Annotated in this window: 22 protein-coding genes and 1 pseudogene; 10 read left to right on the top strand and 13 right to left on the bottom strand. The window is 62.4% G+C overall.

Annotation, left to right across the window (positions count from 1 at the left end; all coding sequences use genetic code 11):
• The first annotated feature begins 90 nt into the window (after positions 1-90).
• Together dxs and AC07V9_RS15165 are read left to right on the top strand one after the other, a co-directional pair.
• Positions 91-1,980 (top strand): 1-deoxy-D-xylulose-5-phosphate synthase, encoded by a 1,890-nt coding sequence (dxs, locus tag AC07V9_RS15170; RefSeq protein WP_495016492.1) that lies wholly within the window; start codon positions 91-93, stop codon positions 1,978-1,980.
• A 167-nt stretch (positions 1,981-2,147) separates the two neighbouring features.
• On the top strand, positions 2,148-4,031 hold the full coding sequence (locus AC07V9_RS15165; protein WP_495016491.1) for a TonB-dependent receptor domain-containing protein: 1,884 nt from the start codon (positions 2,148-2,150) through the stop codon (positions 4,029-4,031).
• Between the two features lie 60 nt (positions 4,032-4,091).
• Here the strand turns inward: AC07V9_RS15165 and AC07V9_RS15160 are convergent, their stop codons facing one another.
• The 12 genes from AC07V9_RS15160 to nrdR form a co-directional block, all read right to left on the bottom strand.
• Positions 4,092-4,877 carry a cobalamin-binding protein gene (locus AC07V9_RS15160; RefSeq protein ID WP_495016490.1) on the bottom strand — a complete coding sequence of 262 codons (786 nt, stop codon included), beginning with the start codon at positions 4,875-4,877 and terminating at the stop codon, positions 4,092-4,094.
• Positions 4,877-5,299 carry an MFS transporter gene (locus tag AC07V9_RS15155; RefSeq protein WP_495016489.1) on the bottom strand — a complete coding sequence of 141 codons (423 nt, stop codon included), beginning with the start codon at positions 5,297-5,299 and terminating at the stop codon, positions 4,877-4,879. Before AC07V9_RS15155 ends, AC07V9_RS15160 begins: the two co-directional genes overlap by 1 nt.
• Positions 5,296-5,913, bottom strand: coding sequence for a GTP cyclohydrolase II (ribA, locus tag AC07V9_RS15150; protein WP_495016488.1), 618 nt, complete (start codon positions 5,911-5,913; stop codon positions 5,296-5,298). The genes AC07V9_RS15155 and ribA overlap by 4 nt, the downstream gene beginning before the upstream one ends.
• A 111-nt stretch (positions 5,914-6,024) precedes the next feature.
• Positions 6,025-6,834, bottom strand: a complete 810-nt coding sequence (locus tag AC07V9_RS15145; protein WP_495016487.1) for a substrate-binding periplasmic protein — start codon at positions 6,832-6,834, stop codon at positions 6,025-6,027.
• 10 nt (positions 6,835-6,844) lie between these two features.
• The gene (locus AC07V9_RS15140; RefSeq protein WP_108239527.1) at positions 6,845-7,354 is read right to left on the bottom strand and encodes a phosphatidylglycerophosphatase A family protein; all 510 of its coding nucleotides are present in this window, start codon (positions 7,352-7,354) and stop codon (positions 6,845-6,847) included.
• Complete coding sequence (gene thiL, locus AC07V9_RS15135) at positions 7,351-8,316, bottom strand: thiamine-phosphate kinase (protein ID WP_495016486.1); 966 nt, start codon at positions 8,314-8,316, stop codon at positions 7,351-7,353. Before thiL ends, AC07V9_RS15140 begins: the two co-directional genes overlap by 4 nt.
• A gap of 37 nt (positions 8,317-8,353) precedes the next feature.
• Positions 8,354-8,854 (bottom strand): transcription antitermination factor NusB, encoded by a 501-nt coding sequence (gene nusB, locus AC07V9_RS15130; RefSeq protein ID WP_495016485.1) that lies wholly within the window; start codon positions 8,852-8,854, stop codon positions 8,354-8,356.
• Positions 8,851-9,327 carry a 6,7-dimethyl-8-ribityllumazine synthase gene (ribH, locus tag AC07V9_RS15125; protein WP_108239524.1) on the bottom strand — a complete coding sequence of 159 codons (477 nt, stop codon included), beginning with the start codon at positions 9,325-9,327 and terminating at the stop codon, positions 8,851-8,853. The genes nusB and ribH overlap by 4 nt, the downstream gene beginning before the upstream one ends.
• Positions 9,328-9,461: 134 nt before the next feature.
• Complete coding sequence (gene ribBA, locus AC07V9_RS15120) at positions 9,462-10,553, bottom strand: bifunctional 3,4-dihydroxy-2-butanone-4-phosphate synthase/GTP cyclohydrolase II (protein ID WP_495016484.1); 1,092 nt, start codon at positions 10,551-10,553, stop codon at positions 9,462-9,464.
• Between the two features lie 16 nt (positions 10,554-10,569).
• Entirely contained in the window at positions 10,570-11,241 is a 672-nt protein-coding gene (locus tag AC07V9_RS15115) for a riboflavin synthase (protein WP_274135986.1), read from the bottom strand.
• Between the two features lie 46 nt (positions 11,242-11,287).
• Positions 11,288-12,427, bottom strand: coding sequence for a bifunctional diaminohydroxyphosphoribosylaminopyrimidine deaminase/5-amino-6-(5-phosphoribosylamino)uracil reductase RibD (gene ribD / locus AC07V9_RS15110; RefSeq protein ID WP_495016483.1), 1,140 nt, complete (start codon positions 12,425-12,427; stop codon positions 11,288-11,290).
• 2 nt (positions 12,428-12,429) lie between these two features.
• Positions 12,430-12,894 (bottom strand): transcriptional regulator NrdR, encoded by a 465-nt coding sequence (gene nrdR / locus AC07V9_RS15105; protein WP_165869747.1) that lies wholly within the window; start codon positions 12,892-12,894, stop codon positions 12,430-12,432.
• Positions 12,895-13,068: 174 nt separating this feature from the next.
• On the opposite strand from nrdR, the gene AC07V9_RS15100 reads away from it, so the two are divergent.
• The 3 genes from AC07V9_RS15100 to trxA all read left to right on the top strand — a co-directional run bounded on the left by AC07V9_RS15100 (position 13,069) and on the right by trxA (position 15,229).
• Complete coding sequence (locus tag AC07V9_RS15100) at positions 13,069-13,530, top strand: YbaY family lipoprotein (protein WP_495016482.1); 462 nt, start codon at positions 13,069-13,071, stop codon at positions 13,528-13,530.
• Complete coding sequence (locus AC07V9_RS15095) at positions 13,527-14,180, top strand: class I SAM-dependent methyltransferase (protein WP_495016481.1); 654 nt, start codon at positions 13,527-13,529, stop codon at positions 14,178-14,180. Before AC07V9_RS15100 ends, AC07V9_RS15095 begins: the two co-directional genes overlap by 4 nt.
• A gap of 176 nt (positions 14,181-14,356) precedes the next feature.
• On the top strand, positions 14,357-15,229 hold the full coding sequence (gene trxA / locus AC07V9_RS15090; protein ID WP_495016480.1) for a thioredoxin: 873 nt from the start codon (positions 14,357-14,359) through the stop codon (positions 15,227-15,229).
• A 169-nt stretch (positions 15,230-15,398) separates the two neighbouring features.
• Here the strand turns inward: trxA and AC07V9_RS15085 are convergent, their stop codons facing one another.
• On the bottom strand, positions 15,399-15,767 hold the full coding sequence (locus AC07V9_RS15085) for a hypothetical protein (protein WP_495016479.1): 369 nt from the start codon (positions 15,765-15,767) through the stop codon (positions 15,399-15,401).
• A 185-nt stretch (positions 15,768-15,952) separates the two neighbouring features.
• On the opposite strand from AC07V9_RS15085, the gene AC07V9_RS15080 reads away from it, so the two are divergent.
• From AC07V9_RS15080 to AC07V9_RS15060, 5 genes and pseudogenes are all read left to right on the top strand, one after another.
• Positions 15,953-16,528: a DUF2796 domain-containing protein gene (locus AC07V9_RS15080; protein ID WP_495016478.1), complete on the top strand. Its 576-nt coding sequence runs from the start codon at positions 15,953-15,955 to the stop codon at positions 16,526-16,528.
• 64 nt (positions 16,529-16,592) lie between these two features.
• Positions 16,593-17,302: pseudogene (locus tag AC07V9_RS15075) on the top strand (ABC transporter ATP-binding protein); the annotation flags it as partial.
• A gap of 2 nt (positions 17,303-17,304) precedes the next feature.
• Positions 17,305-18,570, top strand: a complete 1,266-nt coding sequence (locus AC07V9_RS15070; protein ID WP_495016477.1) for an ABC transporter permease — start codon at positions 17,305-17,307, stop codon at positions 18,568-18,570.
• 10 nt (positions 18,571-18,580) lie between these two features.
• Complete coding sequence (locus AC07V9_RS15065; protein ID WP_495016476.1) at positions 18,581-19,102, top strand: DUF3299 domain-containing protein; 522 nt, start codon at positions 18,581-18,583, stop codon at positions 19,100-19,102.
• A gap of 231 nt (positions 19,103-19,333) precedes the next feature.
• Positions 19,334-20,020, top strand: a complete 687-nt coding sequence (locus AC07V9_RS15060; protein WP_495016475.1) for an OmpW/AlkL family protein — start codon at positions 19,334-19,336, stop codon at positions 20,018-20,020.
• The last annotated feature ends 36 nt before the right edge of the window (positions 20,021-20,056 follow it).

Below are 20,056 nucleotides of genomic sequence, written 5' to 3'. Positions count from 1 at the left end.
CCAACCTGAGCATCGCATTGCTGTCTCGCGTGGGCAGCTCGCGAAGCATCAGGTAAACTGCCGCCTCTTTTACTTATAACGATTCGCCTGATGCCCACGACGTTCAAAGAGATTCCCCGCGAGCGCCCGTCCACGCCTCTGCTTGACAAGGCAGCGACGCCGGACGGCCTGCGCCGGTTAGGTGAAGCCGAGCTCGAAGCCCTGGCTGACGAACTGCGCCTGGAGCTGCTCTACACCGTTGGCCAAACCGGCGGGCACTTCGGTGCCGGGCTTGGCGTCATCGAGCTGACCGTGGCCCTGCACTACGTCTTCGATACCCCCGACGACCGGCTGGTCTGGGACGTCGGCCATCAGGCGTATCCGCACAAGATCCTCACCGGTCGTCGCGAGCAGATGTCGACCCTGCGTCAGAAGGGCGGTGTGGCCGCTTTCCCGCGCCGCAGCGAGAGCGAGTACGACACCTTTGGCGTCGGCCACTCCAGCACCTCCATCAGCGCCGCGCTGGGCATGGCCGTCGCCAATCGCCTGCAAGGCAACGGTCGCAAAGCCATCGCCGTGATCGGTGACGGCGCGCTGACCGCAGGCATGGCCTTCGAGGCGTTGAACCACGCGCCTGAAGTCAACGCCGACATGCTGGTGATCCTCAACGACAACGACATGTCGATCTCGCGCAACGTCGGCGGGTTGTCGAATTACCTGGCCAAGATCCTTTCCAGCCGCACTTACGCCAGCATGCGCGAAGGCAGCAAGAAAGTGCTGTCGCGTCTGCCTGGCGCGTGGGAAATCGCCCGCCGCACCGAAGAGTACGCCAAGGGCATGCTGGTCCCCGGCACCCTGTTCGAAGAGCTGGGCTGGAACTATATCGGCCCGATCGACGGTCATGACCTGCCCACCCTGATCGCCACCCTGCGCAACATGCGTGACCTCAAGGGCCCGCAGTTCCTGCACGTAGTGACCAAAAAGGGTAAGGGTTTCGCCCCTGCCGAGGTCGACCCGATCGGCTATCACGCGATCACCAAGCTCGACCCGGTCAACGCCCCTGTCGCGCCGAAAAAGGCCAGCGGCCCGAAATATTCCGGCGTATTCGGCCAATGGCTGTGCGACATGGCGGCCGCTGACGAGCGTCTGGTCGGCATCACCCCGGCCATGAAGGAAGGCTCGGATCTGGTCGCATTTAGCGAGCGTTTTCCCGAGCGTTACTTCGACGTCGCCATTGCCGAGCAGCACGCGGTGACGCTGGCCGCGGGCATGGCCTGCGAAGGCAGCAAGCCGGTGGTGGCGATTTATTCGACCTTCCTGCAGCGCGGCTATGACCAGCTGATTCACGACGTCGCGGTGCAGAACCTCGACGTGCTGTTCGCCATCGACCGCGCCGGTCTGGTGGGCGAAGACGGTCCGACCCACGCCGGCAGTTTCGATCTTTCGTACCTGCGCTGCATCCCTGGCATGCTGGTGATGACGCCCAGCGACGAGAACGAACTACGCCGAATGCTCACCACCGGTCACCTGTTCAATGGCCCCGCCGCTGTGCGCTACCCGCGTGGCACCGGCCCGAACGCCATGATCGACGACAGTCTGGAGCCGCTGGAAATCGGTAAGGGCATCGTTCGTCGTCAGGGCAGCAAAGTCGCGATGCTGGTGTTCGGCGTGCAACTGGCCGATGCGCTGAAAGTCGCTGAGAAGCTCGACGCTACGGTGGTCGACATGCGCTTCGTCAAACCACTGGACGAGGCATTGGTCAGCGAAATGGCCGCCAGCCACGACCTGCTGGTGACCCTCGAAGAAAACGCCATCATGGGTGGTGCGGGCGCGGCGGTCAGCGAGTACCTCGCGCGGGAAAACACTCTGAAGTCAGTGCTGCACCTGGGCCTGCCGGACAGCTATGTCGAACACGCGAAACCCACCCAGATGCTCGCGGAATGCGGGTTGGATGCGGATGGGATTGAAGCGTCGATCACTGCGCGTCTGGCAAAGATCTAAACGCCATACGTTCCCCGGTCATCTAACGGCCTGCTAATTCAGGGATGCCAGATGATCTGTGGGAGCGAATTCATTCGCGATACGGTATCTCTGCCGATGGAGATGCGTCGCTTGTAACGGCCTCTCGCGAATGAATTCGCTCCCACAGACTTTGCCCTCGAAATGACATGAATTTCTCTCGCGTCGCCCTCCTTCTATCCCTGCTGCCATCCGCCCAGGCCTTCGCCGATCTCCCTGATCGCGAAAATGCCCTGAAACTCCCCGACGTACTCATCAGCGCCAACCGTCAGGTCGAGCGGCGCGATGCCAGCACTGCCGCCAACACAGTCTTTACCCGCGCAGACATCGAACGCCTGCAACCGACCAGCGTCACCGACCTGCTCAACCGGGTGCCCGGCGTGCAGGTGGCGCCGAGCGGCGGGCGAGGCAGTCTGCCAGGGATTTACATTCGCGGGACCAAGGCTGCGCAGAGTCTGGTACTGGTCGACGGCCAGCGCATCGCCAACGCGACCTCCGCCGACAGCGCCCTGCAGTACCTCAACGTCGATCAGGTCGAGCGTGTGGAAGTGCTGCGCGGCTCGCGCTCGGTGGTTTACGGCGCTGATGCCATTGGCGGCGTGATCCAGATATTTACTCGACGCGGCGCCGAGCAAGGCCTGCAAGCGAGACTGCACACCGGTTTCGGCAATCGTGGCACGACGCAAAACAGCCTTGGCCTCTCGGGTGGCGACACCCAGACGCATTTCAACCTCAGCACCAGCCTCGACGAGACCGACGGCATCGATCGCACCGGACCGTCCTTCGCCAGCGATGCCGACCACGATGCCTATCGCAACACGTCCTACAGCCTGAACTTGAGCCACTGGCTGAGCGACGACGTGGAAATCGGCTTCAACGCGCTGGATAACAAGGGCAAGACCGAGCTCGACAACCCGTTCGGCCTGTTCGATCCGGTCACGTTCAACAGCGTGGGCCAGCAGCAATACAGCGACTTCGAGCTGAGCAGCCTGGGCACGTATCTGGACGCACGCATCAACGAACGCTGGAAAACCCGCCTCGAACTGGGGCATAGCGAGAACCGCGAAAAGACCGCTGACAAGCTCAGCGACGACCGCTACGTGTTCAACACCTACCGCGACTCGGTGAACTGGCAGAACGACTTGACTCTGGACGACCGTAACAGCCTGATGCTAGGCGCGGATGGGTATGAGGATCGCGTCAACAGCAGCACGACGTTCGATGAAGACAGCCGCTGGAACCGCGCCGTGTTTGTTCAGCACCGTTTCAAGGGCGAGCGCTTTTCGACTGAACTAGGCCTGCGTCATGACAAGAACCAGCAATTCGGCAGTCAGAACACCTGGAGCGGCGCGCTGACAATCCCGCTCAACGACGCCAACGATGTGCTGTTTTCCTACAGCGAAGGCTTCCGTGCGCCGACGTTCAACGATCTGTATTACCCAGGCTTCAGCAACCCGAATCTGAAGCCCGAGCACTCGAAAAGCTACGAGGTGCAATGGCGCAGCCGCTTGAGCGAGACCAGCAAACTGGAAGCGTCGCTGTATCGCACGGATCTCGAGGACGCCATCGCCCTAGACAGCGATTTCCGTCCGCAGAACATCGGTTCGGCGCGGATCAACGGTTTCGAAGCGTCGCTGGAACAGCAACTGTTCGGCTGGACAGGCAAACTCGGCGCTTCGCTCATCGACCCGCGCGACCACGACACCGGCCACACACTGAACCGCCGTGCCCGCCGGACCGTGAATCTGGACCTCGATCGCCAGTTCGACCGCCTGGGCATCGGCGCGAGCTGGCAGGCAGTGAGCGACAGCTACAACGACGAGGCGAACACCCAGCCTATCGGCGGTTATGGGCTGTTCGGCCTGCGCAGCAGCTGGAAGGCCAGCGATGAGTTGAGGCTGGAATTCAAGCTGGATAACGCTCTGGATCAACGCTACAGCCGCGCGTTGTATAGCTTCGACGGCAGCAATTACGGGTATCGCGAAGAGGGCCGGACGTGGATGTTTGGCGTGACCTGGACGCCGGCGTTGTAGTTCCAGATTTGACGAATGCTGCCGACTCCCACGCCCTTCGGGCAGAATCCAAAGCGGTTATCAGCGCTCCGGGAAGAGGGCTTCACACAACTTCGCCACCGCCCCCAGCATCTGCCCGCTCGGCCGTTCGATGCCTTTATCCGGCACCACCACAAAGCGGGCCTTGAGCGATGGCCAGGCTTTCCAGACAGCGAGCTGAGACACCGAGCCCGCCACCACCACTTCAGGATTACGCTGCAGAACGGCTTCAAGGCTGACCTGCGGCGCAGGCGGGTTCAGATCAGCAAACACATTGCGCGCCCCGCACACGCTGAGCGCATCGCTGATGATCTGTCCGCCGCCAACCGTGTACAGCGGCTGATCCCAGACCTGATAAAACACACTGATCGGCGTATCCCGGTGATAACGCTTTCTCAACTCAGCCAATCGCTGACGAAATGCCCCGGCCACCTGCCGCCCACGCTCCGCTCGCCCCAGGCGCTCGCCAATCTGCCCGATCTGGTCGGCCAGTTGGTCAAGGGAATACGGCTCGGCAATGAAGGTAGGAATATTCAAACGCTGCAACTGATCGCGCTGAGCGACACCCACGCTGCCCGGCCACAGCAGCAACAGATCAGGCTGCAGACTGAGCAGCCGCTCCATTTCCAGCTGGCCATAGCGCCCCACCGAAGGGAGCGAGGCGACAGGCGACGGGCGATCACCGCCGTCCAGCACGCCGACCAACAGATCGGCAGCATCCAGCTCGACAACGATTTCAGTCAGAGAAGGCGCCAGGCTGATGACGCGCTCGGCAGCGCTGACGTGCCAGGCTGTCAGCAACAGCACAGAGGCGATGATTCGGCGCATCAGGCCAACTGACGGGGAATGCGATAGAGGTACAGGAGGACAACGCTGGAAAACGCCAACAGCGCAAGGGCCACCGCCTCAAGCCTGGCGAGCGCGGCCAGTGCCGCAATCCACGCCGGTAGACCGGCAGCGAGAAACGCGATGCGCCGATCAGCCGCCAGCTTCAGCCAGGCCGCAGGCTCGTCAGGGGTGTCGAGGGCTTTGCCGGTGGCCAGCAACGAGCGCTTGTAGACACCGAAGGGCTTGAGGCTGACGAACATCGAGGCGACGCCTGCGATGAACAGCGGCATGGCGAACACCGACGGACCGGCGGAATCATCTGCCCCGAAAAACAGGCAGACCACCAGCAGCGGCCCCAGCGTCAATGCCAATTGCCGCCACCACGCCAGCGCCAGACGACGGCGCACATTGCCCCGTGTCACGCGGGATCGACCTCACTTTGATGCTCGTTGCCCATCATGTGTCCGAGCTTGCCCGCCTTGGTGGCCAGGTACAGCTTGTTGTGCGGGTTCTGGCCCGTGTGCAGCGGCACGCGCTCGGCGACCTTGATGCCCATCTCGGTCAAGGCTTTGACCTTGCGCGGGTTGTTGGTCATCAGGCGCAGCGACTTCACGCCCAGATGCTCCAGCATCGGCAGGCAGATCGCGTAGTCGCGCTGGTCAGCGGCAAAGCCCAGGCGTTCGTTGGCTTCGACGGTATCGGCACCGCCGTCCTGCAGTTCATAGGCACGGATCTTGTTCATCAGACCAATACCACGGCCTTCCTGGCGCAGGTACAGCAACACGCCACGACCTTCGGAAGCAATGGCACGCAGCGCCGCTTCGAGTTGGGAACCACAGTCGCAGCGCTGGCTGAACAAGGCGTCGCCAGTCAGGCATTCGGAATGCACGCGACCGAGCACCGGAGCGCCGTCCGACACATCACCGAGGCTGAGCACGACGTGTTCACGACCGGTTTCTTCTTCAAGAAAACCGTTCATTTTGAAGGTGGCAAAAGGGGTAGGCAGCTTGGAAGCCGCGACAAATACGACGGGCACCGTGTGCTCCTGATCAGTATGGGGACTGGAAATTCGCAAGGCGGCATTGTAACAGCAGGTTCAGACAGACGCTTAGGCTGAATTGTCGGCCATTCAGATCAGGAAGTTTGATCACTGCTTCGCCCCTGTCTGGCTCACTCCATTGTCTGCGTCGAACGGGTACGGTTGCTTCCAGCGCGCGAAGATCGGCCGCAGCTGGCCGGACTGCACCAGCTGCGCCACGCGTCGGTCGAACAGGTCCCGCAGCGAACGCCCCCGCGCGTTATCGGCGAAGCTCAGAAACAACGGGATCGCGGTCAGGTAGGTCGCACGGAAACGCTCTCGGTCCGCTTCCTTACCGTGCTGCTGGATAGGCTTGAGGATGAAATCCACTTCGGGTCTGGCATCGATGTAATAGTCGGCGCGGCCGCGCTCGAGCATCGTCAGGATGTGATCGCGCCGGGCGATCTCGTTGAAGCGCTTCACATTGGGCAAGTAGCGCTGATACTGGTATCCGCGTACCCAGGCCAGACGATAACTGCCAATGGTCTTGAGGTTGGGCGCCGGGTTGGAGGCAAGGCCCACGGCGTAAATTTCGTCGGTATCGTAGTGCATCTTCGAGTAGAGCGTGCCTTCGACCTCGTTCTCGTAAGCGCCTACCCAGGCATCGGCCTCACCACGCTGCACCAGCCCGACTGCCCGAGTATAGGGTTCGATCCGCGCGGCCACCTTGACCCCGGCAGGCTCGAATATCTCGCGCATCAGGTCCCAACCAAGGCCGCTGCCGTCCGCTTCGGTGTAACCCACCCACTGCTCGCTCAGCAGCACGATGTCGGTCGGCTGCGCGGTAAACGATTCGGCGCGGGCTGGACCTGCGGCCAGCCAGATGCCTGCGATCAGCATCGACAGGACCTGCAGCCATTTCATCCCCACACGACCCATGAGCCGTTTCCTATATGACGCCCCATACCCAGACTAGACCCTGCATCGCCAACCACGCAAAAACACCGGCCAGCACGTCGTCGAGCATGATGCCGACGCCGCCATGCACGTGCTTGTCGACCCAGTGAATGGGCCAGGGCTTGAGGATGTCGAAGAAGCGGAACACCAGGAACCCCACCAGCAGCCAGACCCAGCCTTCGGGCACCAGCCACAGGGTGATCCACATCCCGACCATTTCGTCCCAAACGATACCTTCGTGATCGTGCACGCGCAGATCGTCGGCCACCTTGCCGCACAGCCAGAAGCCGAACAGCATGGTGATGCCCAGCATCAGCCAGTAGCCCCAGTCCGGCAGCATCTGCCACAACGGAATGAACGGCACGGCGACCATCGAGCCCCAGGTGCCCGGCGCCTTGGGCAAGGTGCCCGAGCCGAAGCCGAAGGCCAGAAAATGCCACGGATTGGTCCATACCGACGGTGGAACGTTTTCCGCCGGGACCTGATTAGGATGATCTGTCACCGTGTCTCCCGAAAATGTTGGTAACCCCGAGTCAACGGAGTGACGTCCTGCCCCTGAGCGTCGATCAGCGCCACGCCCTGCCCTTGCACCACCTGACCGATCACGAACACCGGCCAGCCTGCTCCAATAAGATCCGCCAACCATGATGGCGGCAGCGTGAACGCGAGTCTGTAGTCGTCGCCGCCACTGAGTGCGGCATTCAGCGCCTGATCAGGACCGAAAAAGGCCAGTAGCGCGTCAGAAATTGGCACCTTGTCGCGCTCCACCAGCAAGCGTACGCCCGAAGCCAGCGCGATGTGGCCACAATCGGCAAGCAGGCCATCGGAGATGTCCAGCGCCGAACTCGCCTTGCCGCGCAGGGCCATGCCCAGTTCGAGCTGGGGCTGCGGCGACCAGTAGCGGGCCAGCAAGGCCTGTGTGGTAGACGCCTCGGTGCTGCGCTGGTTCAACACCAGTGGCAGTGCCCCGGCGCCGTCGCCCAGAGGGCCGCCGACACACAAGAGATCTCCCGGTTTTGCGCCACTGCGGATCAGCGCCTGCCCCGTCGGCACCGAGCCGAACACAGTCACGGTCAGGCTCAGCGGGCCACGCGTGGTGTCACCGCCGATCAGGCGCATCGAGCAGCCTAGGGCCATCTCGTTCAAGCCGCGGGCGAACGCCTCCAGCCAGGCAGCAGAAACTTCCGGCAGTGTCAGGGCAAGGGTGAATGCGAGGGGTTTGGCGCCCATGGCCGCCAGGTCGCTGGCAGAAACGCCGAGGGCACGCTGGCCTAAGAGGAAAGGATCGCAGACGTCGGGGAAATGCACCCCTGCCACCAGCGTGTCGGTGGAGATCGCCAACTGCTCGCCAGCGGCCACCGACAACAGCGCGCAGTCGTCGCCGATCCCCAGCGCAACGCCTTCGCCGGGCCGCGCACAGGGCGCGGCGGCGAAGTAATTGCGGATCAGCTCGAACTCGCCCATGGCGTCAAAACGCAGAGGTTCTGGAAGTCCAGACGCCTCAGCGCTTGTGAGCCTTCACTTCGACTTCGCGCAAACGCGGAGCCAGCTTGTCGAGCACGCCGTTGACGAACTTGTGGCCGTCGGTCGAACCGTAGACTTTGGCCAGTTCGATGCCTTCGTTGATGACCACGCGGTACGGCACGTCGATACGCTCCAGCAACTCCCAGGTGGACAGGCGCAGAACGGCCAGCTCAACCGGGTCCAGCTCGTCGATCGTCAGGTCCAGGCAAGGTGCCAGGGCGTTGTCGATCTGGTCTTTCTTCGTGGGAACCCCGTGCAGGATTTCGCGGAAGTAAGCGCCGTCGACCTCGGTGAAATCGTTGTCGACGCGAAACTGCGCTTCGATTTCATTGAGCGATTGCTTGGCCATGTGCAGTTGGTACAGGGCTTGGGTCGCCAGCTGACGGGCAGCACGGCGCTTTTCGCTTTTCGATGGCTTGCCAGCGCCCGCAGGGCGCGGCTCGCGAGGGTTGAAGCGATCGCTTTCGTCGTTAATCACTTGGCCTCCAACTGCGCCAACAGGCTGACCATCTCAAGGGCGGACAGAGCAGCTTCAGCACCTTTGTTACCGGCCTTGGTGCCGGAACGTTCGATGGCTTGCTCGATGGAATCAACGGTCAGCACGCCAAAGGCAACCGGAACGCCGAACTCCATGGAAACCTGCGCCAGGCCTTTGGTGCATTCGCCAGCCACATATTCGAAGTGCGGGGTACCACCACGGATGACGGCGCCCAATGCGATGATCGCGGCGTATTCGCTGCGCTGAGCGACTTTCTGCACGACCAGCGGGATTTCGAACGCGCCCGGTGCACGGATGATGGTGATGTCGCTTTCGCTCACGCCATGGCGAACCAGTGCATCAACGGCACCGCTCACCAGGCTTTCCACGACGAAGCTGTTGAAGCGGCCAACCACCAAGGCATAGCGACCTTGGGGGGCGATGAAGGTACCTTCGATGGTCTTCAGGGTCATTCGGCTGAGTCTCGTAATTAAAGAGCAAGCGCGCACAAGGGCGCGCTTTCAGGGATTTTAGGCCACGAATCGGCGACTGCAGGAACAAAAACCGTGAAAATGCGGGGCTTTCACGGTCGGTGACCTGCCGGTCTTTATTCGGAGGGCACGTATTCTACAACTTCCAGATCGAAACCGGATATCGCGTTGAACTTCATTGGCGAACTCATCAGGCGCATTTTGCGCACGCCCAGGTCGCGAAGGATCTGCGAACCGGCGCCGACCGTGCTGTAAGTGGTCGGTGTTTTCACCGCTGCAGCGCCTGCGGTTTCCCGCACATGGGCCAGTACGGCATCGCCATCGAGCGGGTGACCGAGCAGCAGCACCACACCGCTGCCCGCCTCGGCAACCGCAGCCATGGCGGCGCGCAGGCTCCAGCGGCCGGGCTGTTTGACCATCAGCAGGTCGCGCAGCGGGTCCATGTTGTGCACGCGAACCAGGGTCGGTTCTTCCGCGCACACCTTGCCCAGTGTCAGCGCCAGGTGGACGTCGCCCTCGACCGAGTCGCGGTAGGTGACGAGGTTGAACTGGCCCTGTTCGGTGTCCAACGGCTGCTCGGCAATCCGCTGAACGGTACGTTCATGGATCATCCGGTAATGAATCAGGTCGGCGATGGTGCCGATCTTGATGTTGTGCTCGGCGGCGAAGGCTTCAAGTTCCGCACGACGGCTCATGGTGCCGTCGTCGTTCATCACTTCGCAAATCACGCCGGTCGGCTCGAAACCGGCCATGCGCGCCAAGTCACACGCAGCTTCGGTGTGGCCTGCGCGGGACAGCGTGCCGCCGGCCTGGGCCATCAGCGGGAAAATGTGGCCGGGGCTGACGATATCGTCGGCCTTGGCGTCTTTCGCGGCAGCGGCCTGCACGGTCCGCGCGCGGTCGGCGGCGGAAATGCCGGTGGTCACCCCGATGGCGGCCTCGATGGAAACAGTGAACTTGGTGCCGAAACCCGAACCGTTGCGCGGCGCCATCAGCGGCAGCTTCAGGGTTTCGCAGCGCTCGCGGGTCATCGGCATGCAGATCAGGCCACGTGCGTAACGCGCCATGAAGTTGATGTGCTCGGCCTTGACGCACTCGGAAGCCATGATCAGATCGCCTTCGTTTTCGCGATCTTCGTCATCCATGAGGATGACCATCTTGCCTTGGCGAATGTCTTCAACCAGTTCTTCGATGCTATTGAGCGCCACGCGGCACCCCCTTCATTCAGGATTTGAGGTAGCCGTTGGCGGCCAGAAAGCTTTCAGTGATGTTGCCGCCCTGGGCAGGTGTCGGATCGGCGGCCTTGTCACCGAGCAACAAACGCTCCAGGTAACGCGCCAGCAGATCGACTTCCAGGTTGATCTTACGGCCCGGGCGGTAGTCGCCCATGATGGTTTCGGCCAGCGTGTGCGGCACGATGGTCAGCTCGAACTCGGCGCCGTTGACGGCGTTCACGGTCAGGCTGGTGCCGTCGACGGTGATCGAACCCTTGTGCGAGATGTACTTGGCCAGCTCGCGAGGCGCGCGCATGCGGAACTGGATCGCACGGGCGTTTTCTTCGCGCGACAGCACCTCACCGACGCCGTCGACGTGGCCGCTGACCAGATGGCCGCCCAGGCGAGTGGTCGGGGTCAGGGCTTTTTCCAGGTTGACGCGGCTGCCGGTCTTGAGATCGACAAACGCGGTCACATCAAGGGTTTCGCGGCTGACGTCAGCCCAGAAACCGTCGCCCGGCAGCTCCACGGCGGTGAGGCACACGCCGTTGACGGCGATGCTGTCGCCAAGCTTGACGTCAGAGAGGTCGAGTTTGCCGGTCTCTACATAAACGCGGACATCGCCACCTTTAGGAGTGATGGCGCGGATGCTGCCAATGGATTCGATAATGCCGGTAAACATGGGTCCTCCGGGAGAACAGGGCCAGCGCTCAAAGCGAAGGCCAGAATTATACGCTTGGGCCGCGGGCAGGTATTGCAATGACTCGCCAGTCACTGCCAATGGCGCGCATTTCGACGATTTTGAGTTCCAGCGACTCGCTCATTTGCGCCAGCGGCAGGTCCAGCAGCGGACGCGCGGATGAGCCCATGAACTTGCCGGCGACAAAAATCTGGAATTCATCGACCAGCCCCAGACGCGTGAACGCACCGGCGAGCTTGGGACCGGCTTCGACCAGCACATCGTTGACGCCGCGCGCGGCCAGCTCGACCAGCAACTTGCGCAGATCGACATGTCCGCCGCTGCTCGGCAACGCCAACAGTTCATGACCTTCCGAGGTGTAGCGTTCGCGGGCCGATGCGGCAGCGCAGGTCGCGACCAGCGCGCTGCCGGCCTTGAAGAACGGCGCATCCAGCGGCACACGCAAACGACCGTCGATCAACACGCGCAATGGCGGACGGGTAACAGCCAGCGCCGTGAGTTCGGCATTCAGGCCTAACTCGTCGGGGCGCACGGTCAGGCGGGCGTCGTCGGCCAGCACGGTATCGGCACCGGTCAGCACCACGCTCGATTGCGCGCGCAGACGCTGCACCGCCGAACGCGCTTCGGGCCCGGTGATCCATTGGCTTTCGCCGCTGGCCATGGCCGTGCGCCCGTCGAGGCTCATCGCCAGCTTGACCCGCACATACGGCAGGCCGTGTTCCATGCGCTTGAGAAAGCCTTTGTTGATTGCCCACGCCTCGCCTTCAAGCACGCCGCTGTGTACGGCAATGCCTGCGCTCATCAAGCGCAGCAGGCCACGTCCGGCAACATCGGGGTTGGGGTCTTGCATGGCCGCGACCACGCGACCGACGCCTGCATTGACCAGCGCGTCAGCGCACGGCGGGGTGCGACCGTGGTGGCTGCAGGGTTCGAGGGTGACGTAAGCGGTGGCGCCACGGGCCTTGTCACCGGCCTGACGCAGCGCATGGACTTCGGCATGAGGTTCGCCCGCCCGCACATGCCAGCCTTCGCCGACGATCTGGCCATCGCGCACGATCACGCAACCGACGCGAGGATTGGGGTGCGTCGAGTACACGCCCTTGCGCGCCAGTTCCAGCGCCCGCGCCATATAAAAGGCGTCGAGCACGCTTTGCTCTGTGGAGGACATGCTCACTCTTTAACCGGCTCACGGGCCAGTCGGTCGATTTCTTCGCGGAATTCGTTGAGGTCCTGGAACCGCCGGTACACCGAAGCAAAGCGGATGTAGGCCACTTCGTCGAGCTTTTGCAGCTCGCCCATCACCAGTTCGCCGACGATCAGGGATTTGACCTCGCGCTCACCGGTCGCGCGCAGCTTGCTCTTGATGTGGGCCAGAGCCGCTTCCAGGCGCTCGACGCTGACCGGGCGCTTTTCCAGCGCGCGCTGCATGCCGGCACGCAGTTTTTCTTCGTCGAAGGGTTGGCGGCTGCCGTCCTGCTTGATCAGGCGGGGCAGGACCAGTTCAGCGGTTTCGAACGTGGTGAAACGCTCGCCGCAGGCAACGCACTCGCGACGACGGCGAACCTGGTCGCCTTCGGCAACGAGGCGCGAATCGATGACTTTGGTGTCGTTGGCACCGCAAAAGGGACAGTGCATGGTGGCAGGCAACAAAAAAAGGGAGGGCCATGGTAGCGCATCCCGCTCGCAAGACAAGTCTCGACCTTTGAGGTATATAGACGCGCATTCGATGCAGCCAAAGCGCTCGCCCTCGGCGATACTGCGCGATGTTGCGCTTATCCCCTGTTTTTTGCTTTTTTGCTGGAGCTGTTCATGACGCTACGTCCGCTCGCTGTACTCAGCCTCGTCGGCCTGCTTGCCGGCGCGCTTGTCGCCTGCAGCACGGCAGAGCCGCCCAAGCCTGCCCCGGCCAAGCCTGCGCCTAACGCCATCAAGCTGCCGGAAGGCCCGGGCCCGCTGCTGCCGTACCAGCGCGAAATCAGCGGCCAGTTGCTGGGCGTGCCGGCGGGCGCTGAAGTCGAACTCGCGCTGTTGGTCATCGATGAGCGCAATCGCCCGCAAAAACTGCTGAGCAGCACCAAGCTCACGGGCAACAACCAGTCGCTGCCCTTCCAGCTGCGTTTCAACCCCGAAGCTTTCCCTGACGGGGCGCGGGTTGAACTGCGTGGCCGCGCCAGCCAGTCTGGCCAGTTGATTCTGCACCTGCCCTCGGTGTTGATCGCCAAGCCTGAAACCCAGTCGCTGGGTCAGCTGCAATTCTTCAAGATGCCATGACCCCACCGGCTCATCTGCAAGCAGCGTTAAACGAGTTGCTGGGCGATGCCCGGCTGGTCGCGCAAACGCTGCCGGGCACGGATCTGAAGTTGTGGCTGATCGATGCCGAGAATATGGACCGCGCGTTCAGCCCGGATGAAACCCGCCGCATTCTCGAAGACCCTCCCTACTGGAGCTTCTGCTGGGCCAGCGGCCTGGCCTTGGCACGCTTTCTCGCCGAGCATCCGCAGTGGGTCGAGGGCAAGCGCGTGCTGGATTTTGGCGCGGGGTCCGGGGTTGCGGGGATTGCGGCAATGAAGGCCGGGGCGCTGGAAGTGGTGGCCTGCGATCTGGATCCGCTGGCCATCGAGTCGTGCAAGGCCAACGCGCAGTTGAACGATGTGGCGCTCAGCTATTCTGCGGATTTCTTCGCACAAGACGATCGCTTCGATCTGATTCTGGTGGCCGATGTGCTTTACGATCGCGCCAACCTGCCGTTGCTGGATCAGTTTTTGAGTCGCGGGAAACAGGCGCTGGTGGCCGATTCGAGGGTGCGCGATTTTCAGCACCCGGCGTATCAACGACTGGGGATTCTCGAGGCGCTGACCTTGCCCGATCTGGCCGAGCCCTGGGAGTTTCGCAAGGTGAGCCTGTATCACGCGCTCAGATGATCGCGGCTTGGCCTGTAGGAGCGCGCTTGCCCGCGATTGCGGTGTGTCAGCGGCAAATTCGGTACAGGTAGATCCTCATCGCGGGCAAGCGCGCTCCTACAATCAAAGCAGCGACTTTCAACAACACCCCCCAGCCCTTTATAGTTGCCGCCATTGAGCCTTTTTCGAGACTTGCGATGAGCCAGGACACGCCGTACATCTTCGATGCGACCACCGCCACCTTCGATCAGTTGGTCATCGAGAATTCCTTTCACAAGCCCGTGCTCGTGGATTTCTGGGCCGAGTGGTGCGCGCCGTGCAAGGTGCTGATGCCGCTGCTGCAACAGATCGCCGAGAGCTATCAGGGCGAGCTGCTGCTGGCCAAGATCGATTGCGACGCCGAGCCGGACGTCGTTGGCCGTTTCGGCATTCGCAGCCTGCCGACCGTGGTGCTGTTCAAGGATGGCCAGCCGGTCGATGGTTTTGCCGGAGCGCAGCCTGAGTCCGAAATCCGCAAGCTGCTCGAACCCCATGTGAAACTGCCGCCACCGGCTGCCGCTGACCCGCTGGCAACCGCCCAGGCGATGTTCGCCGAGAGCCACTTCGCTGAAGCCGAAGCCGTTCTGCAGACCATCCTGACCGAAGACAACACCAACGCCGCAGCGCTGATTCTGTACGCCCGCTGCCTGGCCGAGCGCGGCGAGCTGACCGAAGCCCGCGCCGTGCTGGATGCCGTGAAGGGTGATGAGCACAAGGCAGCGCTGGCTGGCGCCAAGGCCCAACTGACCTTCCTTGGCGAAGCGAAAGCCCTGCCGGACGCCGCCGACCTGAAAACCCGTCTGGCGCAAAATCCGCAGGACGACGAAGCGGCGTATCAACTGGCGATCCAGCAACTGTCCCGCCAGCAGTACGACGCCGCGCTGGACGGCCTGCTCAAGCTGTTCATACGCAACCGCAGCTACAACGAAGGCCAGCCGCACAAGACGTTGCTGCAGGTGTTCGATCTGCTGGGCAACGATCACTCGCTGGTCACCACCTATCGCCGGAAGTTGTTTGCTGCGTTGTACTGACCCAGCGATTTGCCCCCTCGCCATGGCCTGTTCTGGCATGCCGGGCCCGGTCTGTGGGAGCCAATTCATTCGCGAGAGGCCAGTACATCTGGCATATAGCCGTCGGACGTGCGATTTTTCGCGAATGAATTCGCTCCCACGGGGAGGGTGATGTATTTGTCCTGAAAAATCACTCGACCCAGTGATACTCCGGCGCATCGCCATGGCTTTCGATTCTGACGTTGGCACTGTGGCGCATGCGCACCATCAGGCGTTTGCCTGCCGCTGTGCTTCCCGCCAGGCCTTCCAGTTGCCCCAGCAGATCCGGCCCGCTCATGTGTCCGGCCTTGCGCAATAGGTCTTGAGCGATGTCCCAGACGGCATCGTTGCGACTGGCCAGTGGCTTGGTCGTGGTCGTGGTCGTAGTCGCGCCACTGTCCGCTTTGGCGTCTTGCGCCTGAACGCCCAGTTGCGCGCCCAGCTTCGCCCAGTCGCCATCGTCCATTTCCATAGTCAGATCCACCGGCAGGTCGCCGACGGTTCCACGGATTCGCAACATGATGTGTGTCCTCTGATTGGCGGTGTGGCATGGTCCCACAGGATTTCAGGCCCCGCATCCCTCCTGTGTTCATCTGGCGTTCAGGTTCGAACTCATAGCGTCAGACTGCGGAAAAAGTTAAGAACTCGCCGACTATATTGTTATAAGATCACATAACAATTTCTGACCCTCCTGGAGCCCTCCTCATGCGCCGTCTGCTACTCGCTTTGCCTTTCGCGCTGCTTCCCCTGGCCATCGCCCACGCCGCTGACGAACATGACCACGATCATGAGCACGGCAGCCTCGGCGCCCATGTGCATGGCGTGGCGCGGCTGGACATGGCGCTGGACGGCCGCACCCTGGAGTTCGAGCTGGACACCCCGGCGATGAACATCGTCGGTTTCGAGCACCCGGCCACCACCGACGCCGACAAGATGAAGCTGGCGCTGGCCCGTGAGTCGCTGCTCAAGCCCCACGGTCTGTTCAGTATTCCGGAAGCGGCAGGTTGCTCGGTAGTGAAAGCCAAACTGGAAAGCCCGCTGTTCGGTGACAAGGATGACGATCACGACGATGGCGATGCCGACGAGCATGAACACGAGCACAGTGAAATCCACGGTCGCTATCAGTTCACCTGCACAACACCTGCGGTACTCAACAAGCTGGACCTGACCCAGCTGTTCAACACCTTCCCGGCCACCCAGACCATTCAGGTCCAGTTGGTGACGCCGAAGCGCCAGATGGGTGCCGAAGTGCGTCCGAGCAACCCGATCGTCAAGTTCTAAGCCGCGCGCCTGCACACACGACCGGGGTTTCTCCGGTCGTTCATTTCTGGATATGACTCAGGCCATGACTCAAGCACTTATCGAGCTGTCCGAACTCGGCTTCACCTGGCCGGGGCACCCACAACTGCTGGACATCCCGGCGTTTCGTCTGGAGCCTGGCGAAACCCTGTTCCTCAAAGGCCCCAGCGGCAGCGGCAAGACCACGTTGCTGGGCTTGCTCGGCGGCGTGCAGAAGCCCAATAGCGGCAGCATTCGCCTGCTCGGCCAGGAGCTGACGCAACTGTCGGCCAGCGCCCGCGACCGTTTTCGTGTCGACCACACCGGTTACATTTTTCAGCAGTTCAACCTGTTGCCGTTTCTGTCGGTGCGGGAAAACGTCGAGCTGCCCTGCCATTTCTCCAAGCTGCGCGCTGAGCGGGCGACGCAACGCCACGGCAGTGTCGATCAGGCCGCCGCCACCCTGCTCGCCCACTTGGGCCTGAAAGACCCGCAGCTGCTCGAGCGTCGCGCCGATTCGCTGTCCATCGGCCAGCAACAGCGGGTCGCCGCTGCTCGCGCCTTGATCGGCCAACCGGAACTGGTGATCGCCGACGAACCCACTTCGGCGCTGGACGCCGATTCGCGGGAAGCCTTCATTCAACTGCTGTTCGCCGAATGCCGCGAGGCCGGGGCGAGCCTGTTGTTCGTCAGCCATGATCAGAGCCTGGCGCCGCTGTTCGACCGCAACCTGTCGCTGGCCGAACTCAATCGCGCCGCCGTCGCCCCCGAGGTTTGAGATGTATCTTCTTCGCCTGGCGCTGGCCAGTCTCGCCAACCGCCGCTTCACTGCCTCTCTCACGGCCTTTGCCATCGCGCTTTCCGTCTGCCTGCTGCTGGCGGTGGAGCGGGTGCGCACCGAGGCCCGCGCCAGCTTCGCCAGCACCATCAGCGGCACTGACCTGATCGTCGGCGCCCGTTCGGGCTCGGTGAACCTGCTGCTGTATTCGGTGTTTCGCATCGGCAACGCCACCAATAACATCCGCTGGGACAGCTTCGAGCACTTCGCCAACAGCAAGCAGGTGAAGTGGGCAATCCCGATTTCCCTGGGCGACAGCCATCGCGGTTATCGAGTGATGGGCACCAACGAATCGTATTTCGAGCACTACCAGTACGGCCGTCAGCAACATCTGGAAATGGCCGATGGCCGCCCGTTCGCCACTGATCCGTTCGAAGTGGTGCTCGGTGCGGAAGTCGCCGATGCGCTGCATTACAAGCTCGGCGACAAACTGGTATTGGCCCATGGCGTGGCCGTGGTGAGCCTGGTCAAGCATGACGACAAGCCGTTCACCGTGGTCGGCATTCTCAAGCGCACTGGCACGCCGGTGGACCGCACGCTGCACATCAGTTTGGGTGGCATGGAGGCGATTCACATCGACTGGCACAACGGCGTGCCCGCCCAGGGCGCTGGCCGCATCACCGCCGATCAGGCGCGCAACATGGACCTCACGCCCACGGCCATCACGGCGTTCATGCTCGGCCTGAACAACAAGATTTCCACGTTCGCCCTGCAGCGCGAGATCAACGAGTTCCGCGGCGAACCAATGCTGGCGATCCTGCCGGGCGTCGCGCTGCAAGAGCTGTGGAGCCTGATGGGCACGGCGGAAAAGGCGCTGTTCGTGATCTCGCTGTTTGTGGTGCTGACTGGCCTGATCGGCATGCTGACGGCGATTCTGACCAGCCTCAACGAGCGCCGCCGAGAGATGGCGATATTGCGGTCGGTCGGCGCGCGGCCGTGGCATGTGGCAAGCCTGCTGATTCTCGAGGCCTTCGCGCTGGCGTTGGCAGGCGCGGTCAGTGGTCTGGCGCTGCTGTACATCGGCATCGCTGCGGCTCAGGGTTACGTGCAGGCCAACTATGGTTTGTACTTGCCATTGTCGCTGCCCAGCGCTTATGAATGGACGCTGCTGGGCGGCATTCTCGGCGCCGCGCTGCTGATGGGCACCGTGCCGGCCTGGCGTGCCTATCGCCAGTCACTGGCCGATGGCCTGTCGATTCGCTTGTGAGGACGTTGTGATGCGCAGGGTGTGGCTGCTGTTTTCGTTGTTGGTCGCCTCGTCCGCCTGGGCGCAGGACCTGCGCGTGCTGACCTGGGAGGAGATGATCCCGCCCGACGCCCCGCCGGTGAAGCTGATCACCGCGCCGATCCACGACCTGTCGAAAATGGCGGACACCCTGTCGATGGAGTCCGCGCCCGCCGCCCATCAACTGGCGCCCCACGCCCCGGTGGTTAAAGCCCTCGACGGCCAGACGGTGCGGCTGCCCGGTTACATCGTGCCACTGGAGGTCAGCGAAGAAGGCCGCGTGACAGACTTTCTGCTGGTGCCTTATTTTGGCGCCTGCATTCACGTGCCGCCCCCGCCGCCGAACCAGATCGTCCACGTGATCAGCGAGCTGGGGGTCAAGGTCGACGAGCTGTACCAGCCGTACTGGATCGAAGGGCCGATGCAGGTCAAATCCAGCACGACGGACCTGGCCGATGCGGGGTATCAGATGGAAGCGGACAAGATTCTGGTTTACGAGCTGCCAGATCAGTAAGTGTAGGACGGGCGCCGCACATATCCTGTGGGAGCGAATTCATTCGCGAGAGGCCCTTACATTCTATAGATCGTCATCGGATGTACCGCCGCCTCGCGAATGAATTCGCTCCTACAGTAAAAGTTCACAACTCAACCCGTCGATCAGCTTTTCATTGAGCTGTGTCAAAACCCGCGCGCCAGACGCTTCGTAACATAGGGCATCCCTTTTCAACGCCCTTACGGAGCCCCCATGAACAAGTCCCTGCTCGGCGTCTCGCTGTTTGCGCTCGCCCTCGCCGTTCCTGTCGCCGCCGAAGCTCACCAGGCCGGTGACATCATCGTCCGCGCCGGTGCCGCGACCACCGCGCCCAACGAAGACAGCGGCAATCTCAAGCTTGATGGCGTCAAGGCGCCGGGCACCAAAGCGACCCTGGACAGCGACACGCAACTGGGCCTGACCTTCGCCTACATGCTGACCGATCACGTCGGTATCGAACTGCTCGCCGCCACGCCGTTCCAACACACCGTTGCCGTGAAAGGCCTGGGCGCCGGTCTGGACGGCAAGCTGGCAGACGTCAAACAGCTGCCGCCGACCCTGTCGCTGCAGTACTACCCGATGGACGCCAATTCGAAGTTCCAGCCTTACGCCGGCCTTGGCGTGAACTACACCTGGTTCTATGACGAAGACCTGAGCAGCAACCGCAAAGCCCAGGGCATGAGCAACCTGAGCCTGAAAAACTCGTGGGGCTGGGCCGGCCAGGTGGGCATGGACTACATGCTGACCGACAAAATCATGGTCAACGCCGCCGTTTGGTACGTCGACATCGACACCCAGGCGACCCTGGACGGCCCGTCGGCGCTGAGCGTCGGTCGCACCAAGGTGAACGTCGACGTCGACCCATGGGTGTACATGGTGGGTTTTGGTTACAAATTCTAAGCACCGCCCCCAAAAAAAGGCCCCGATCATCGGGGC

This window comes from Pseudomonas sp. GW821-FHT02A11 (assembly GCF_059421985.1).
Note: the sequence above shows the minus strand (reverse complement) of the source record. Positions and strands in the feature narration are given on the sequence as shown.

Bases quoted from the DNA above. Each gene is read 5' to 3' on its own strand.
- ribH (WP_108239524.1), bottom strand. From the start codon at position 9,327: ATGACCCTGAAGACCATCGAAGGTACCTTCATCGCCCCCCAAGGTCGC.
- dxs (WP_495016492.1), top strand. From the start codon at position 91: ATGCCCACGACGTTCAAAGAGATTCCCCGCGAGCGCCCGTCCACGCCT.
- AC07V9_RS15065 (WP_495016476.1), top strand. From the start codon at position 18,581: ATGCGCAGGGTGTGGCTGCTGTTTTCGTTGTTGGTCGCCTCGTCCGCC.
- AC07V9_RS15070 (WP_495016477.1), top strand. From the start codon at position 17,305: ATGTATCTTCTTCGCCTGGCGCTGGCCAGTCTCGCCAACCGCCGCTTC.
- nrdR (WP_165869747.1), bottom strand. From the start codon at position 12,894: ATGCACTGTCCCTTTTGCGGTGCCAACGACACCAAAGTCATCGATTCG.
- AC07V9_RS15095 (WP_495016481.1), top strand. From the start codon at position 13,527: ATGACCCCACCGGCTCATCTGCAAGCAGCGTTAAACGAGTTGCTGGGC.
- trxA (WP_495016480.1), top strand. From the start codon at position 14,357: ATGAGCCAGGACACGCCGTACATCTTCGATGCGACCACCGCCACCTTC.
- thiL (WP_495016486.1), bottom strand. From the start codon at position 8,316: ATGGGCGAGTTCGAGCTGATCCGCAATTACTTCGCCGCCGCGCCCTGT.
- AC07V9_RS15100 (WP_495016482.1), top strand. From the start codon at position 13,069: ATGACGCTACGTCCGCTCGCTGTACTCAGCCTCGTCGGCCTGCTTGCC.
- ribD (WP_495016483.1), bottom strand. From the start codon at position 12,427: ATGTCCTCCACAGAGCAAAGCGTGCTCGACGCCTTTTATATGGCGCGG.
- AC07V9_RS15085 (WP_495016479.1), bottom strand. From the start codon at position 15,767: ATGTTGCGAATCCGTGGAACCGTCGGCGACCTGCCGGTGGATCTGACT.
- AC07V9_RS15080 (WP_495016478.1), top strand. From the start codon at position 15,953: ATGCGCCGTCTGCTACTCGCTTTGCCTTTCGCGCTGCTTCCCCTGGCC.
- AC07V9_RS15060 (WP_495016475.1), top strand. From the start codon at position 19,334: ATGAACAAGTCCCTGCTCGGCGTCTCGCTGTTTGCGCTCGCCCTCGCC.
- AC07V9_RS15145 (WP_495016487.1), bottom strand. From the start codon at position 6,834: ATGGGTCGTGTGGGGATGAAATGGCTGCAGGTCCTGTCGATGCTGATC.
- AC07V9_RS15115 (WP_274135986.1), bottom strand. From the start codon at position 11,241: ATGTTTACCGGCATTATCGAATCCATTGGCAGCATCCGCGCCATCACT.
- AC07V9_RS15165 (WP_495016491.1), top strand. From the start codon at position 2,148: ATGAATTTCTCTCGCGTCGCCCTCCTTCTATCCCTGCTGCCATCCGCC.
- AC07V9_RS15160 (WP_495016490.1), bottom strand. From the start codon at position 4,877: ATGCGCCGAATCATCGCCTCTGTGCTGTTGCTGACAGCCTGGCACGTC.